This window comes from Bythopirellula superficialaquae (assembly GCF_059632245.1).
In genome coordinates, this window is the sequence record NZ_CP197426.1 from 4332725 (window position 1) to 4347965 (window position 15241).

Here is a 15241-nt window from a genome sequence, read left to right on the forward strand (position 1 = left end):
GAAATTTCTACTTTGTGATCTTTGTGCCTTCGTGGTAACAAACATTCCCCAATCCGAATTCCACAATCCGAAATCAAACATGGGCATCATCGTTCAAAAATTTGGCGGCACCAGCGTTGGCACACCCGAGAAGATCATGGCCGCCGCGCGCAAGGCCATTCGCTCCCAACAGCAAGGTCATCAAGTCGTGATGGTCGTGAGTGCCATGGGCAAGAACACCGACGTGCTTGTCGATCTCGCCGGGCAAATCTCCACGAACCCTTCAGCCCGCGAAATGGACATGCTCCTTTCCACGGGCGAGCAGGTGAGCGTGGCCCTCATGGCGATGGCGATTCATGAACTCGGTAGCAAAGCCGTGAGCCTCACCGGCGGCCAAATCGGCATCAAAACCGACAGTTCGCACACCAAGGCACGCATCCAGTCGATCTCCACCGACCGTATGCGTAAGCATCTCGATGACGGCAACATCGTGATCGCCGCGGGATTCCAGGGCATCGACGATGATTACAACATCACCACCCTCGGTCGCGGCGGGAGCGACACAACCGCCGTGGCCCTTGCCGCCGTGTTGAAGGCCGACGCTTGCCAGATTTACACCGACGTCGACGGCGTGTTCACGACCGACCCGCGGATCGTCGCCGAAGCTCGCAAGATGGATCAAGTCAGTCACGACGAAATCCTGGAGCTCGCCAGCCTCGGTGCCGGAGTCATGCACAGCCGTTCCATTGAATTCGGCAAGAAATTCGGCGTGCCGATTCACGTCTGCAACAGCGCCAGTTTCAGCGACGAGCCCGGTACGATCATTGGCCTGCATCCCGAAAGTTTGGATCGTCCGGTAAGCGGTGCGGCTCTCACCAAGAACGAAGCCTGGATCACCATCAGCAACGTCCCCGATCAGCCGGGCACGATGGATATGGTCTTCTCGCTAATCGGCAAAGTGAACGTCGCGGTCGACATGATCGTGCAAAACGTCGGCGAAGGGGGCAAAGCCGAGATTTCCTTCACGGTGCTCGAAACCGATTTGCCCGCCACGTTGAAGGCCGTCGAACAGGCCGCTAAAGAATTGGGAGCGGAAGTCACCCATCAAGCCGACGTGTCGAAAGTCTCGATTGTCGGCCTCGGCATGGCCACACAAACGGGCGTGGCCGACCGCATGTTCCGCGCCCTGGCCGACGAGAAGGTCAACATCCTGGCGATCACCACCAGCCAAATCAAAATCTCGGCCCTCGTGAAACGCGAACAAGCGATGCAAGCCTTGAGGGCTGTGCATAGCGAATTCGAACTTGAAAAGACCCCCAAGGATCGCGCGGCCTTCGGCGACAAACCGTCGACCACGGGCCAGCAAAACGCCATCGACATCGTGGCTCGCTTGCAACGGATGGAAGACCTCACGATCGAGAGCGTTCAACTCGACGAATCGCAAGGTCGCATCACGATATCACAAGTCCCCGACAAGCCCGGCATCGCCGCGGAAGTCTTTGAAGCGGTCGCCGCCGAAGACATCATGGTCGACATGATCGTGCAAGGCACGGGCCGCGACGGGCAAGCGAATCTCAGCTTTACTGTTCCTAGTGAATCCGTCGGCGCGGCGTCGGAAGTCGTCACCAAAATCGCCGAGCAACTCGAATGCGGGCCGGTCACCACCGCTTCGCAAATCGCGATTCTGTCGGTCTTCGGCATCGGCATCCGCACGCACACCGGCGTGGGAGTTCGCACCTTCCAAGCACTCTCCAAGGCGGGGATCAACGTCGAAATGGTCGGCACCAGCGAAATGCGAGTCAACATAGTCGTCGCCGCCGACAAGGGGGAAGAAGGCCTCAAAGCCCTCCAAACCGCCTTCGCCGACGTACTAGGATAATTTATAGAACGCGGATCTAACGCTGATTGGACTGATTGACACAGATCATAATTAAAATCTGCGCCCATCCGCCAAATCCGCGCGGATCTGTGTTCTATTTATTGTCCCGAACTATTCGAGATATCCGTCAGCACATCCTCGGCCACATAGATCGGCAGCGGCGGATCGCAACTCACGGCCACGGCAATCGCGTCGCTCGGCCGGGAATCGATCTCGATGAGCTCGCCATCCTGCCGCACGCGGAGCTGCGCGTAGTACGTGTGATCCTTGAGCTCGTTGATGATCACATCCTGAAATTCCCCACCCATGCTTTCGACGGTATTCACCACCAAATCATGGGTCAGCGGCCGCGGGGCTTCGATGCCGTTCACGCGACGGTTGATGCTCATCGCCTCGAACATGCCGATCAAAATCGGAAAGGTGCGCGTCCCTTCGATCTCGCGCAGCCAAATCACCTGCTCAGCGGTGACCTCGCTGATAATGATTCGCGACAATTCCATGGCGACTGGCATATAAAGACTCCCGTAAGAGCAACCGATCGAAACCCTGTTCCAACTGATGAATTATATGTGATTTTGCGCCGTAAGTAAGTAATTGCGGGTCGAGAGCGAAGAGTCCAGAGTCAAGAGCCGGAATCGTCTGGCTCTCGACTCTTGTCCCTCCGCTCTTAGCTTTTTCTCACGCCAACTTCGCCAGCGCTGCTTCCACCGACTCCAATTGCTCGCGGACTTCCGTCAATTTGCTCCGCTGCTCGTCGACGACGTTCGCCGGGGCACGGCTCACAAAATTCTCGTTCGAGAGCTTCGCGTTGAGCGAATCCACGAACTTCGCCAGATTGTCGCGTTCCTTTTCTAGCCGGGTCCGTTCCGCTGTCACGTCGAAAAACGCGCTAATATCGACGTGGACTTCCATCCCTTCGAGCGGCTTACTGGCCACGCGTTCCGGCGGAGTCACGTCGGCACCCCAGTCGGTCGCCGCGGCGTGCGCCATCGAAAGAAAGTAGGGCTCCATCGGTTGCAAAAGTTTTACCGTCTCGGCATCGCACTTCACAGAGAACTGAATCGGTTCGCGCGGCGGGATATTTTTCTCCTGGCGGATGTTCCGCACGGCACCCATTACGGTCTGAAATTTTGCAAACTGCGCTTCGATCGTATTATCGATCCACTGCGAGTCAACCTGAGGCCACTCCGCCACACAAATACTCTCCGCGGCGCGGTCCTGCTTCAGCAGGCCGCGATGCGGCGCCGCCTGATTCAACAAATGCCAAACTTCCTCAGTCAAAAACGGCGTCATCGGATGCAACAACCGCAGCAGAGTATCGAGCGCGTGAGCCAGCACCCGCTGCGCAGTGGCCCGTTGCTCCGGCACGGCAAACCGCGCCTTCGTCATTTCCACATAGAAGCTGCAGAATTCATCCCAAGCAAAACCATACAGCGAGCGCGCCGCATCGGCAAAACGATATTCCGCGAGCGCCTTGGTCACTTCGTCAGTCACCGTCGCGAGTCGCGACAACAGCCAGCGATCTTCAAGTAATAAATCTCCGGGCGCTGACGACTCGCCGCCTTCTAAGTTCATCAACGCGAACCGCGAGGCGTTCCACAACTTGTTGCAGAAGTTGCGGCCCAGCTCGAACCGTTCGCTCACCACGGCCCCGCGCGGGAGCTTCTGATCGTCTTCGGTGCCGTGCGATTGCGACCATTGCGTGCCGAACGGCTGATGGCATTTGTCGCACTCGATCCGCGGCAAGGTGCGGTTCTTTTTCGTTTGAGCAATCAACGAATGGCAGTGCGGGCATTCAAATTCCACCGGCATGCGGACGTCTTGCGTCTCGGTCGTCAGATACGCCAACCCAAACCGCAGCGAATCGGCCCCGAACTTTTCGATCACGTCCAACGGATCGACGCCGTTCCCCTTCGACTTCGACATCGTCTCGCCGAAGCCGTCGAGAATCTTCGGATGAATGAAAACCTCGGGAAACGGCACCTCTCCCATGTTGTAAAGCCCCGCCAGCACCATCCGCGCGACCCACAGCGTGATAATGTCCCGCGAGGTAATCAGCGTGCTCGTGGGATAAAATCGCGCAAGCTCCGGTGTTTGCTCCGGCCAGCCAAGCGTCGAGTGCGGCCATAAGGCGGAGGAGAACCAAGTGTCGAGAACTTCGTCGTCTTGCTTATATCCGATTAGTTCAAGTTTAGAATCAAGTTCAGGGACAGGAGTACGAAAACAGAGATAGCAAGTACCACCATTCCCTTCTGCCCCCTGGCTGATTAGAAACACAGCTCCATCAATCGGAAAGCTCTTGCCAATCACGGATTCGAGAAGTTCAGTTTCTGCTTCTGACTCGGTTTCTGCTTTAGGTCTGAACTCGTCCGGAACGTCCCCAACTGGTTTCGTCCACACTGGTATCCGATGTCCCCACCAAAGCTGTCGGCCCACGGGCCAGTCTCGCTTTTCACTGAGCCAATCGAGATACGTCTTCTTGTAACGCTCGGGAATGATCTTCACGCGGCCATCTGATACGGCGTCCATCGCCGATTGTGCGAGCTCGTCCATCTTCACGAACCACTGATCGGCCAAGTACGGCTCGATCGGCGTCTTGCTGCGATCGCTGTGCGCCAGATCGATGTCGCGATCTTCAATTTCCACACAAAGCTCAGCCGCTTCCATGTCGGCAACCACTGCCTCGCGGGCTTTCTTCATCGTCAGGCCACGATACTTCTCCGGCACGCTGTCGTTGAGCGTACCGTCGGAGTTCATGATGTTGATCGCTCCGATTGCCAAGTTGCGCTGCCACACCTGGTAGTCGTTTTCATCATGCGCGGGGGTGATTTTCACACAGCCCGAACCCAGTTCCGGCTTGGCCCATTCGTCGGCGATGAGTGGAATCTTACGACCTGTAAGTGGTAGCTCCAACATCACGCCGCGTTTGGCCATGTCTCTCAATTGTTCCAACTGCGGCAGCATCTTCGCGCGGCTTTCCAGAAGCAGCGTCGCCTGTTCTTCGAGTTCGCCCTTTTCCTTCGCGCTGGCAGCGATAATCTTTTCGCGCAGTTCGACACTCACTTTGTCGAAAGCCTTGGCCGGATCGGGATGCACCGCTACGGCCGTATCGCCGAGCATTGTCTCCGGTCGCGTGGTGGCAATCGTCACATGCGTCGGCTCGCCCGGCCGAGGATCAATGACCGGATAATTAAAGTGCCAGAAATGGCCCTTGGTCGCTTCGTGGAAGACTTCGTCATCACTCACGGCGGTTTGCAGGAACGTGTCCCAATTCACCAGCCGCTTGCCTCGATAAATTTTGTTGTCGGCGAACAACTTGAAGAACGTCTCGCGCACCGCGCGGGCGCACTGATCGTCGAGCGTGAACCGCAGCCGCTCCCAGTCGCAACTCGCGCCCAATTGCTTGAGCTGCGAAAGGATTCGCTGCTCGTATTGTTTCTTCCAATCCCAGATCCGCTCGACCAGCTTCTCGCGCCCCAGATCGTGCCGCGTAAGTTTTTCCTCTTCAAACAACCGGCGTTCCACCACGGCCTGCGTGGCAATGCCCGCGTGATCGGTCCCCGGCATCCACAGCACGTTGTAGCCTTGCATCCGCTTCATGCGGCACAAAATATCTTGCAGCGTGTTGTTGAGCGCGTGCCCCAAGTGCAAGGCCCCCGTCACATTCGGGGGCGGGATCACCACGCAATAGGGCGGCCGTGGATCGTCGGCGACGGCATGAAAGTAGCCCTGGCTTTCCCAATAGGGATACCACTTGGCTTGAGCCGCCGAGTGATCGTACTGGGCGGGAAGTTCAGACAACGAGGGGGTGTTCGGATTCGACATCAGAGGCTTAGACACAATCGAGAAAACAACGGTTCAGGGCAACAAAAAGGCCATTGTCCCATCACTTTCGCAGCGAGACAATGGCCTATTTCCGTTGGCAATCTATGCAATTCTCTCGCTTGCATGGCAAGGATATTAACCACAAAGACACGAAGAGCACTCAGATGCAATTATTCGTGGAATTCGTGTCGATTCGTGGTTAACCTCTTTGTGCCCTTCGTGCCTTCGTGGTTAACCCGACTGCACTAACGACAACCAAGCGTCGTCGCGATCGTCACCGGATAGTATCGTCCGTCGACGATGTGCCACAGATTCCCCCCGACGTGCAGCACTGCCACGCGGCGATTCCCGTGCCATTCCCAGCGCTCGCCGGTCGCCAAATCAAACACGCGGGCCGATGACGGATAACGCAGCAACTCCCAAACGCCTTTGCCATTGAGTTGTACCGCGGCGCTGCGGCCCACGTTATCGAGTTGCTTCAATAGCCCCGGGGCACGTTCGTTCAACATGCGGGCTTGCATTTCAGGGGATAGCTGCAGATCGAAGGCCGTGGTTGGCATGACGGTCCCTTCGCCGAACGCGAATTCAAATCCGCCACCCTTTTTGGCCAGCCCCCAGGCGCGCTCGCCGAGTTGCTCGTTGTAATAGTTGTAAACCAACCCAGGCTTGATCTCCGCGGGCGTGACCCGCACGAGCTCGACGGTTTCCAAATTGGGATGCAATCGGTAAACGCCCGTGTGGTCCTCCGCGGAAGCCACTTGAGCCACCGCAGCCTTGGAACTCAACAGCTGCACTAACAACATCATCCAAAATGCGAACGTCTTCATAAGAACCCCTCGGACCATATATGCGAAACGACCCTCAAATATAGATCACGGTTAGCCGGCAGCGTCCCGCTGCCGCGAATCCAACTTCTGCCCCCAAACCCACTGCTAGCAGCCCAATTTGGCCCATCTTCTGGCCTGCATCATTCTGCGGTGATTTGGTAAGCTCCGCCGCTATTTTTCGCGCTCGGCGTCGCTTCGCGGCACCGCGCGGTTAACCGGATTTTTCGCCACATGCTCAAAGCGCTTGAACTCAACGGCTTCAAAAGCTTCGCCGATCGCACGCGGCTGGAGTTCCATAACGGCATTACGGGCGTTGTGGGGCCTAACGGTTCGGGCAAGTCGAACGTCGTCGACGCGATCAAGTGGGTGCTGGGCAATCAAAGCCCCAAAGCGCTGCGCGGCAGCGAAATGACCGACGTCATCTTTGGCGGCTCGCGTTCACGCAAACAGAGCAATGCCGCCGAAGTGACGCTGTCGTTCGACAACAGCACCGGCGTGCTCAACGTCGACGATGCCGAAGTCCATGTCACCCGCCGCGTCTATCGCAGCGGCGAAGCCGAATACTTGATCAATCGACAGGTTTGCCGCCTGAAAGATATTCGCGAAATCTTCGCGGGAATCGGCGTCACTACCGGCGCCTACAGCATCATCGAACAAGGGCGCGTCGATGCCCTGCTGCAATCGTCGCCGAAAGAACGCCGCCTCATCTTTGAAGAAGCCGCAGGCGTGAGTCGCTTTAAACTCAAACGCCAAGAAGCCGCGCGGCGTCTGGAACGTATCGAACAAAACTTGCTGCGACTCTCCGACATCGTCGAAGAACTCGAATCCCGCTTACGCACGGTTCGGTCGCAAGCCGGTAAGGCGCGCAAATACAAAGAACACTCCGACCGCCTCCGCCAGCTGCGTACCCAATTGGGAATCGCCGATTGGCGTAAACTGACGACCGCACTCACCGAGCAAAATCAGCAGACCGAATCACTGCGTATTGCCGTTAACTCGGCCCGAGAAAACGCGGCTGCACGGGAAGCCGAATTGCAGGCCGTCGAGCAAGCCATCGACCAATGGCAACGCGATTCCCAAGAAGCCGGGGCCAAAGCCGCCGCGGTTCGTGAGCGAATTGCCCAATGCGAATCGACCCGCCGCAGCCAACTCGCCCGCATTGATGAGCTGGAACAAGAAACCGAACGGCTCGAGCGCCAGCTCTTGGCGATGACCTCCAAAGCCGGCAACGCTCAGCAAATGGTGTCGGAAAACACCGAGCAGCTTCAAGCCGCGGAAAGCCAGTTCATAGAACTCGAGGCTCAAGCCCGCCAGCAGCAAGCGGAACTCGATTTGGCCCAGGCGGCCCTCGCCCAATGCCGTGGGGATCTCGAAAAATGCCGTACCGATCACACCCAAGCCTTTCGCGATGCCACACAGCTGGAGCACCGCATCCAGATTATCGAAGCGCAACGCCAATCCGCCGTCGCAGCCGGTGAACGCTTTCGCCAGCAGGTTGAACAAACCCGCCAAGCCAAAGCCGAGATTCTCGAACGCTTCACCACGGCCAACGAGCAGCTTCGCATTCAAGAAGCTGCTGCGGAACAATCACAGCGGACGTTGGAACTCGCCCAAGCAAAGCTACGCGAACATCGCACGCAGTTAACCAAAGCCCAGGCCCAGTTCGCCGAACTGAATGGCCGACTCACGGGCGCTCGCGAACGCGCTACAGTCCTCGAAGAACTCGAACGCCAACTCGACGGCTTGAGCGCGGGAACCAAAGAAGTTCTGCGCCTCGCCCGCACCGAACCTCACGGTCCCTTCGGACAAGTCCACGGCATCGTGGCCGACCTGTTGCACGTCGACGCCGACACGGCCTCGTTGGTGGAAATCGCTCTGGGCGATCGTGCGAATTGTCTCGTCATTGAGAAAGTCGATCCACGCTTGGTCAATATGGCTGAGAACGAGTGGGCCGGGCGCACAAGCTTTTTGCGACTCGATGTTCCACTAGTCGCCAGCGCGGTTGATCGGATTGACCTCTCAAACGAGCCCGGCGTCATGGGCCGTGCGGATCAATTCGTCGAAATCGCGGCAGAGCTGGCCCCTCTCACGCGACGGCTACTGGGCCGGCATTGGTTTGTGGATTCGCTCAAAACCGCATTTCAACTGGCCGGTGGTATTGGCCGTGGTTTGAACTTTGTCACGGTTGTCGGAGAAGTCGTATCGGCGGATGGAACGCTGACCGTCGGCCCACGACAATCGTCATCCGGCTTGCTGTCGCGCCGTAGCGAATTGCGGGCCCTCGTCGATGAAATCCGCGACATGGAACACAAGATCGACGAGCAACGCACCAATTGTTCGCACTTGGAAAAAACGCTGCACGACGACGAACAATCGCTTGCCGAACTCACCAAACAGCACGACCGGACGTCGCAAACGACCAACGAAACTCGTCTCAAGGTGGCTTCTGCCCGCGAACGACTCGACCGTGCCACCGAGGAGTTAAATTCCGCGGAAGCCGAGTTGCGTTTGCACGATGAGCAAGCGACCTCCGAAGACAATGAACTCACCGACATTCGCGGCCAACTCAAGCAGCGTCAGACGGATCTGGAAAATTTCCAAAAGCAGCTTGAGCTGCGCACCGAGCAGGGCTCGCGTTTGGAAGAGCAGCTCGCCTCGCTTCAACCGAGCGTCACCGACGTTCGCGTGGCCCTCGCTCGCAGCGAACAACGTCGCGATGGCTTGCGCCGGCAGATGGAACAATTGCACCGCGATCACGCCGAGCACGACCGTGCTTTGGAAGAAACCCGGCAACGCTCGGTCGATTGCCGCACTCAGCGAACCCAATTGCAACAATCGGTTCTCGAACACACGACCGAACTCGCCGAACTTTACGCGGCCAAAGATCAACTCACGACGGGCCTCACTGATTGGTCCACCAAGCACGAAGATCTTCGCAAACAACGCACGGCCGCCAGTCGTAACGTCGAGGGTTTGCGCTCGCAGCTTCTCGAAAACCAATCCAAGCTGCAGCAACTTGATCACAAACTTCAGCAACAAGAGCATCAACGCAAAGAACTGGCCGAGCGGCTCAAAGAAGATTATCAAATCGAGCTGGCCGTGCTGGCTGTGACCGAACCCCCGGCCGAAATCACCGGCCGCGACGAAATGGAAAAAGAAATCCGTACGCTCCGCGACCAACTTTCCGGCATAGGCCCCGTGAGTCTCGACGCCCTCACCGAACTGGAAGCCATTGAAGAGCGGCATTCGTCGCTCGCCAAGCAGTACATCGATCTCAAGACCGCCAAAGCGAAGCTCGAACAGCTCGTCGTGAGCATCAATTCCGAAAGCCGCGACATCTTCGTGAAAACGCTCGACGTGATCCGGGGACATTTCCAAGAACTTTACCGCAATCTGTTTGGCGGTGGCGAAGCTGATATCATCGTCGAAGAAAGCGAAACCGATGACGTGCTCGAATGCGGCATCGAGATCATCGCTCGCCCCCCCGGTAAGCAGCCGCGGAGCATCTCGCTGCTATCAGGTGGCGAACGGACGATGACGTGCGTGGCGTTGTTGCTAGCAATCTTCCGCAGTCGCCCCACGCCGTTCTGCGTGTTGGACGAAGTCGACGCCGCGCTCGACGAAGCGAACATCGACCGCTTTGTGGAAGTCTTGAAGCAGTTCATGGCCAACACACAGTTTATCGTCGTCACGCACAGCAAGCGGACGATGTCCTGCGCCGACACGCTCTATGGCATTACCATGCAAGAATCTGGCATATCGAAACGCGTATCGGTCCGCTTCGAGGATGTCCGCTCCGACGGTTCGATCGTCACCAGCCAAGCGGCGTAAATTTTTTCTTAGGCGCGTTGCAACGCTTCCTACAGAACCTGTCGCCGCGCCGATTTGCGGCTATTTTCTCGATTGGTTCTTAAACTTCCAGCATCGATTTTCTGGGCACGACGACTAGGATCGGCACCTTCTTTACAGCCCGTACAACCGGTTGTCTCACCTTGAATAGAGAAAGTTTCTAAAGTCGGACCCCCGTTTGAATCGAAACTATCCTTCGGAAGGATTGTTCTGGCCGGACGAAATACAATCAGCCAGTCAGAATGATCCACGCAGGGGGGAGCCTGCCAAAACCGGGATCATGTAATCGCGCAAGCGATTGCACCCACCTACCTTACGAGTAGCGGTACGCTCTCTCCACGCCAAGACATATTTGCCGCTCCAAAGGGAGCGCAAGTGTTGGAAGTTTTGCGCGATCGTAACGATTGGAATCGCTGTTAACTACAGTCTCCAATTTAACGAATTTTGCCAATCTTCCAGTGCTTGCACTGCCGATGGAACACCATGGCGGAGAGGATCAGAAGGACCTGAGCCAACCCTACATGCGATTTTAGTATCCCGACCCAGGTGTGCACAGAACACCGTACTGGCCGAAGGGAAGCCGACGCCAGGCTGTTGCACGCAAACGGGATGCGCGGCTATCGGGCAAGTGCCCATAGCGCGACAAGATGCGTTAACGCGAGACTATATTGGAGTACCCGTGATGAAGGTCTTTACAACTGGTCAGGTCGCCAAGATCTGCAAAGTGGCCCCGCGCACGGTCAGCAAATGGTTTGACTCAGGGCGATTAAAGGGCTATCGAATCCCCGGTTCCCAGGACCGTCGGATTCCCCGTGAATACTTGATCCGCTTCCTCAAAGAGCATGGCATGCCTTTGGGCGATCTCGAAGACGAAGCGATGGCCAAGGTTCTGATTGTCGCCCAGGACCAAGTGCTGATCGAAAACCTAAAGCGTGAACTGCCTGTGGAACGAGCTTTCCGCACCTCCACCGCCGCGAGCGGTTTCGAGGCCGGCATCCAAGCCGAAAGCTTCCACCCCGACTGCATCATCGTCGATTTCTCGATTGGTCAGCTCGAGGCCCTGCAGATTTGCCAAAACTTGCGTCGCTCAAGCGACTTTGCTGAAACCATTCTGATTGCCTTGTTGCCCGATGACGGCACCACGGCAAGCTTCGACCGCTCAAGCATCAACGAGACGTTCAAGAAGCCTTTCGATGCCGCCCTGTTGGCCGAAAGACTCCGCACGCTCATCGGTGCCAAGAAAGAGTTGGTCTAAGAAATCAAATGCTTCCCAGATCAACCGGTCCCTCGCGGCCGGTTGATCTATTTATGTCACACATCCGCTCTAGCGGTTCATATAGCAAGATAGGGGCTGTTGAACGATTCAACTGCCGGGCGACGGAAAACTCCCGTTAAAGTCGTCCTCCCCGCACATAAGCCTCGCCACCGGAAACGGTGGCGAGGTTTTTTTATTGCGCGAATTCATGCTGAAAGTCCCTAGCCGGAGGACCACGTCCTCCGGGGCTGCCCGGACCGCGTGGCGGTCCGGCTAGGGGAGGCATATAATATGAGCATGGGCACTTCCATCGAAAATCTCGTCACGCTCACCGAACTCTCCACCGATCTCGAAGCCGCGATGATTATTGCGGCCTTGGAACGTGAAGGGATCGAAGCCTTCATGAAAGGTGAGTACACCGCCGGCTTCCGTGCCGAAGCACCCAGTTGGCCCAAAGTCGAAGTCAGAGAATCTGATTACGCTCGGGCACGATCCATCCTCGACGCAATGCAGCCGGCTCACGATGAATCGCAGATCGATGAAAACGAAATCGCCACGGATTCGCTATTCAGAAAGCTCTGTCTGTGGAGCGTGGCAATCGGCTTCGTACTTTATGCCGTATTCGCTTTATTGATGTGGCTCATACCATGAGCAAGCTCACTCACTTCGACGCTCTTACTCACTTTGATGAAACGGGCGCCAGCCGGATGGTCGACGTCGGCGAAAAGCCCGTTACCAAGCGCATTGCGCGAGCCAGCGGGCTGATTCGCATGCAGCCCGCAACACGGCAACTCATCACAGATAAAAAATTATCCAAGGGCGATGTGCTTGAAGTTGCCCGGCTCGCCGGAATTATGGCGGCCAAGCGAACCGACGAACTCATTCCGCTTTGCCATTCGCTCCCCCTTGATGCCGTACGTATCGATTTCAGCGAAATCGGCAACGACGCCCTAAGAATCGAAGCCACGGTGGAAGTGACCGCCAAAACAGGCGTCGAAATGGAAGCCCTCACGGCGGTGAGCGTCGCGGCGCTGACTATCTACGACATGTGCAAAGCCGTCGACCGCGCAATGCGGATCGAGCAAATCCAACTCGAAGAAAAGACCGGCGGCCGCAGTGGCCACTTCGTGCGTTAGACGGCATCGTCCCGATGCCGTGTGAATTCGCAACTTCGAGGCATCGGGAGGATACCGGTTAACGGTGCTTCCATTCGCGCTGATTTCTCTATAATGGCGGTTCATGTCTCATCGCCTATCTCGGAGTTCCACCATGCTTCGCTTCACTCTTTGTGCCTTTGTGTCCTTTGTGGTCTTAGCCTCAAGTCATGCCGCTGAGTTACCAACCTCAACCCCCGACGCCGAAGGCCTGTCGGCGGAAAAGCTGGCCGAAGTCGGCAAGATCATGAAAAAACAGATCGATGAGCACAAGATCGCCGGAGGGATCGTGCTCATTGCCAAGAACGGCAAGCTTGTGTTCCAAGAACCCTATGGCGTGATGGACCTCGAAACAAAAAAGCCCATCGCTCCCGACACGATCTTTCGCATCTACTCGATGAGCAAGGCCATCACTTCGGCCGCCGCGCTGATCTTGCACGACGAAGGCAAGCTCGATCTCGACGCGCCCGTATCGAAATACTTGCCCGAATTTGCCAATCTCAAAGTCTTCGATGGCGACAAAGAACATCCCGCCGAGCGCGAAATGACGGTGAAGCAACTCTTCACGCACACCTCGGGGATTGTCTACGGCGCACCAGGGGGTAGTCCCACGGAAAACATGTTCGAAGTCACCGACGCGCTTGATTTCAATTCCGACCTGGCGTTGATGACCAAAAAACTTGGCCAAATCCCACTTCCTTTCGAACCCGGCACGAAGTGGCAGTACGGAGCGGGGATCGACGTGCTCGGGCGCGTCGTGGAAGTGGCTTCCGGACAACCGCTCGATGTATTTTTTGAGGAGCGAATCTTCAAACCCTTGGGCATGACCGACACCGGGTTCTATGTGCCCGAAGACAAACGCGAACGCTTCGCCACGAATTACTATGCCGACGGCAAGGGCCGCATGATTATTAAAGACGATCCCCAACGGAGCGGCTACCTTCACAAGCCCGGGCTCTTGTCCGGAGGTGGCGGTCTCGTGGGAACGGCTTCCGATTACATGCGATTCCTCATGATGATTGCCGGCGACGGCGAATTCCAAGGCCAGCGAATCCTCAAACCCGAAACCGTCGAGCTCATGCGGACCGACCAAGTCCCCAAGCTGGCCGGTTGGGTCAAATTTGGCGAAGAAGAACGCACTGGAGTCGGCTACGGCTTGGGCTTCTCGGTGACGACTGAAGCCCATAAGTCGAACGCACATGCCAAGAAAAATGAATACGGCTGGGGCGGCGCGGCGAGCACCCACTATTGGCTTTCCCCCGATGATGACCTCATCGTGGTCACGATGGAACAGCGCGTGCCGTATTCCCCGGAAACGGAAGAGAAACTCAAGCCGGTGATTTATGGGGCGGTGGAGGAGTAGATACGTATGATTAATTTCAAGTGTTAGCCGGCAGTGTCCCACTGCCGATAGTTCCTAATGCGGCACAATCATTACTCGGCATCGGAACGATGCCGGCTAACGCGTGGCGATGTCGCTGGCAATCGCTTCCGCGTTCACTTCCCCCGTAATATCCACAAACCGGCATTCGCACAAACTGCGGAACCATGTTCCCTGCCGTTTCGCAAATCGCCGTGTGCGGGTTTTGATCTTCGCGACCATCGCATCGTATTCGCCGCCGTTGATGTACTCGATCACTTCTTGGTACCCCACGGCTTGGCTGGCCGTGCGGCCGAGTTGCTTGCCCTCGGCGACCAATTGCTTCACTTCATCAACGAGTCCGCGCTCGAACATCTGCTCCACGCGGGCGTTAATTCGTTCATGCTGTTCTTCACGCGGTCGACGCAAAACAAACACGCGGCAGTCTTCGGCGGGTGTTCCTTCTTCAAAGTGAAGTTGCTGGTGGCTGATTGGTGAGCCCGTCATGCGAAAGACTTCCAACGCGCGAATCAAGCGCCGCGTGTCGTTGGGGTGGATTTGCGAAGCGGCGAGCGGGTCGAGTTGCTCCAGCCGTTCGTAAAGCGCCGCGTTGCCCACTTCTGCGACCTCGGCGGCAATTTCTTCGCGCATCTGCCAATCGGCGGGGGGGCCTGACGACATTCCGCGTAGCAACGCTTTGAGATAAAGCGGTGTTCCTCCGACGAACAAGACTTCACGGCCACGACCCTTAATCTCGGCAATGGCGGCGTGAGCGGCATCCAGATAGCGCTCGATGCTAAATTCTTCGTCGGGGTCGACGATGTCAATCAGATGGTGCGGCACTTGGGCTTGTTCTTCCACAGTGGGCTTGGCCGTGCCGATATCCATGCCGCGATAGATAGCCATCGAATCGAGCGAGATAATTTCCGCACCAAGTCGACGGGCCAACGCCAAACCGACCTGCGACTTACCGGCCGCGGTGGCCCCGGTGAGAAACCAACAATCGAGAGTGGGCTGAGCTTCGTTCACTAGTTTCTCCGACCTTCTTCAACAAATCAGGGAGCTTACGCACCCCGCTCGCCCTAGCGATTGCCACACTGTAAATCCCTGCCT

At 57.0% G+C, this 15241-nt stretch carries 10 protein-coding genes; 6 read left to right on the top strand and 4 right to left on the bottom strand.

All coding sequences use genetic code 11. From position 1 onward, the window contains the following. The first annotated feature begins 79 nt into the window (after window positions 1–79). Window positions 80–1858: an aspartate kinase gene (locus SH678x_RS17925; RefSeq protein WP_496919823.1), complete on the top strand. Its 1779-nt coding sequence runs from the start codon at window positions 80–82 to the stop codon at window positions 1856–1858. A gap of 98 nt (window positions 1859–1956) precedes the next feature. Here SH678x_RS17925 and SH678x_RS17930 read toward each other — a convergent pair whose 3' ends face one another. The 3 genes from SH678x_RS17930 to SH678x_RS17940 form a co-directional block, all read right to left on the bottom strand. After that, the gene (locus SH678x_RS17930) at window positions 1957–2370 is read right to left on the bottom strand and encodes a bifunctional nuclease family protein (protein WP_496919824.1); all 414 of its coding nucleotides are present in this window, start codon (window positions 2368–2370) and stop codon (window positions 1957–1959) included. A gap of 166 nt (window positions 2371–2536) precedes the next feature. Next, complete coding sequence (locus SH678x_RS17935; protein WP_496919825.1) at window positions 2537–5683, bottom strand: class I tRNA ligase family protein; 3147 nt, start codon at window positions 5681–5683, stop codon at window positions 2537–2539. 245 nt (window positions 5684–5928) lie between these two features. Further along, window positions 5929–6510 (bottom strand): hypothetical protein, encoded by a 582-nt coding sequence (locus SH678x_RS17940; RefSeq protein ID WP_496919826.1) that lies wholly within the window; start codon window positions 6508–6510, stop codon window positions 5929–5931. A gap of 231 nt (window positions 6511–6741) precedes the next feature. Between SH678x_RS17940 and smc the strand changes: the two genes are divergently transcribed. The 5 genes from smc (at window position 6742) to SH678x_RS17965 (ending at window position 14131) form a co-directional block, all read left to right on the top strand. Continuing rightward, entirely contained in the window at window positions 6742–10341 is a 3600-nt protein-coding gene (gene smc, locus SH678x_RS17945) for a chromosome segregation protein SMC (RefSeq protein ID WP_496919827.1), read from the top strand. Between the two features lie 700 nt (window positions 10342–11041). Then, window positions 11042–11614: a helix-turn-helix domain-containing protein gene (locus SH678x_RS17950; protein ID WP_496919828.1), complete on the top strand. Its 573-nt coding sequence runs from the start codon at window positions 11042–11044 to the stop codon at window positions 11612–11614. 297 nt (window positions 11615–11911) lie between these two features. Further along, window positions 11912–12265 carry a putative signal transducing protein gene (locus SH678x_RS17955; protein ID WP_496919829.1) on the top strand — a complete coding sequence of 118 codons (354 nt, stop codon included), beginning with the start codon at window positions 11912–11914 and terminating at the stop codon, window positions 12263–12265. Continuing rightward, window positions 12262–12750, top strand: coding sequence for a cyclic pyranopterin monophosphate synthase MoaC (moaC, locus tag SH678x_RS17960; RefSeq protein WP_496919830.1), 489 nt, complete (start codon window positions 12262–12264; stop codon window positions 12748–12750). The genes SH678x_RS17955 and moaC overlap by 4 nt, the downstream gene beginning before the upstream one ends. 133 nt (window positions 12751–12883) lie before the next feature. After that, entirely contained in the window at window positions 12884–14131 is a 1248-nt protein-coding gene (locus SH678x_RS17965; protein WP_496919831.1) for a serine hydrolase domain-containing protein, read from the top strand. Between the two features lie 96 nt (window positions 14132–14227). On the opposite strand, the gene miaA is transcribed toward SH678x_RS17965, so the two are convergent. Continuing rightward, window positions 14228–15157, bottom strand: coding sequence for a tRNA (adenosine(37)-N6)-dimethylallyltransferase MiaA (gene miaA, locus SH678x_RS17970; protein WP_496919832.1), 930 nt, complete (start codon window positions 15155–15157; stop codon window positions 14228–14230). Window positions 15158–15241 lie beyond the last annotated feature (84 nt).

Coding starts and splice junctions, on each gene's coding strand:
- SH678x_RS17925 (WP_496919823.1), top strand. CDS start 80: ATGGGCATCATCGTTCAAAAATTTGGCGGCACCAGCGTTGGCACACCC.
- SH678x_RS17930 (WP_496919824.1), bottom strand. CDS start 2,370: ATGCCAGTCGCCATGGAATTGTCGCGAATCATTATCAGCGAGGTCACC.
- SH678x_RS17935 (WP_496919825.1), bottom strand. CDS start 5,683: ATGTCGAATCCGAACACCCCCTCGTTGTCTGAACTTCCCGCCCAGTAC.
- SH678x_RS17940 (WP_496919826.1), bottom strand. CDS start 6,510: ATGAAGACGTTCGCATTTTGGATGATGTTGTTAGTGCAGCTGTTGAGT.
- smc (WP_496919827.1), top strand. CDS start 6,742: ATGCTCAAAGCGCTTGAACTCAACGGCTTCAAAAGCTTCGCCGATCGC.
- SH678x_RS17950 (WP_496919828.1), top strand. CDS start 11,042: ATGAAGGTCTTTACAACTGGTCAGGTCGCCAAGATCTGCAAAGTGGCC.
- SH678x_RS17955 (WP_496919829.1), top strand. CDS start 11,912: ATGGGCACTTCCATCGAAAATCTCGTCACGCTCACCGAACTCTCCACC.
- moaC (WP_496919830.1), top strand. CDS start 12,262: ATGAGCAAGCTCACTCACTTCGACGCTCTTACTCACTTTGATGAAACG.
- SH678x_RS17965 (WP_496919831.1), top strand. CDS start 12,884: ATGCTTCGCTTCACTCTTTGTGCCTTTGTGTCCTTTGTGGTCTTAGCC.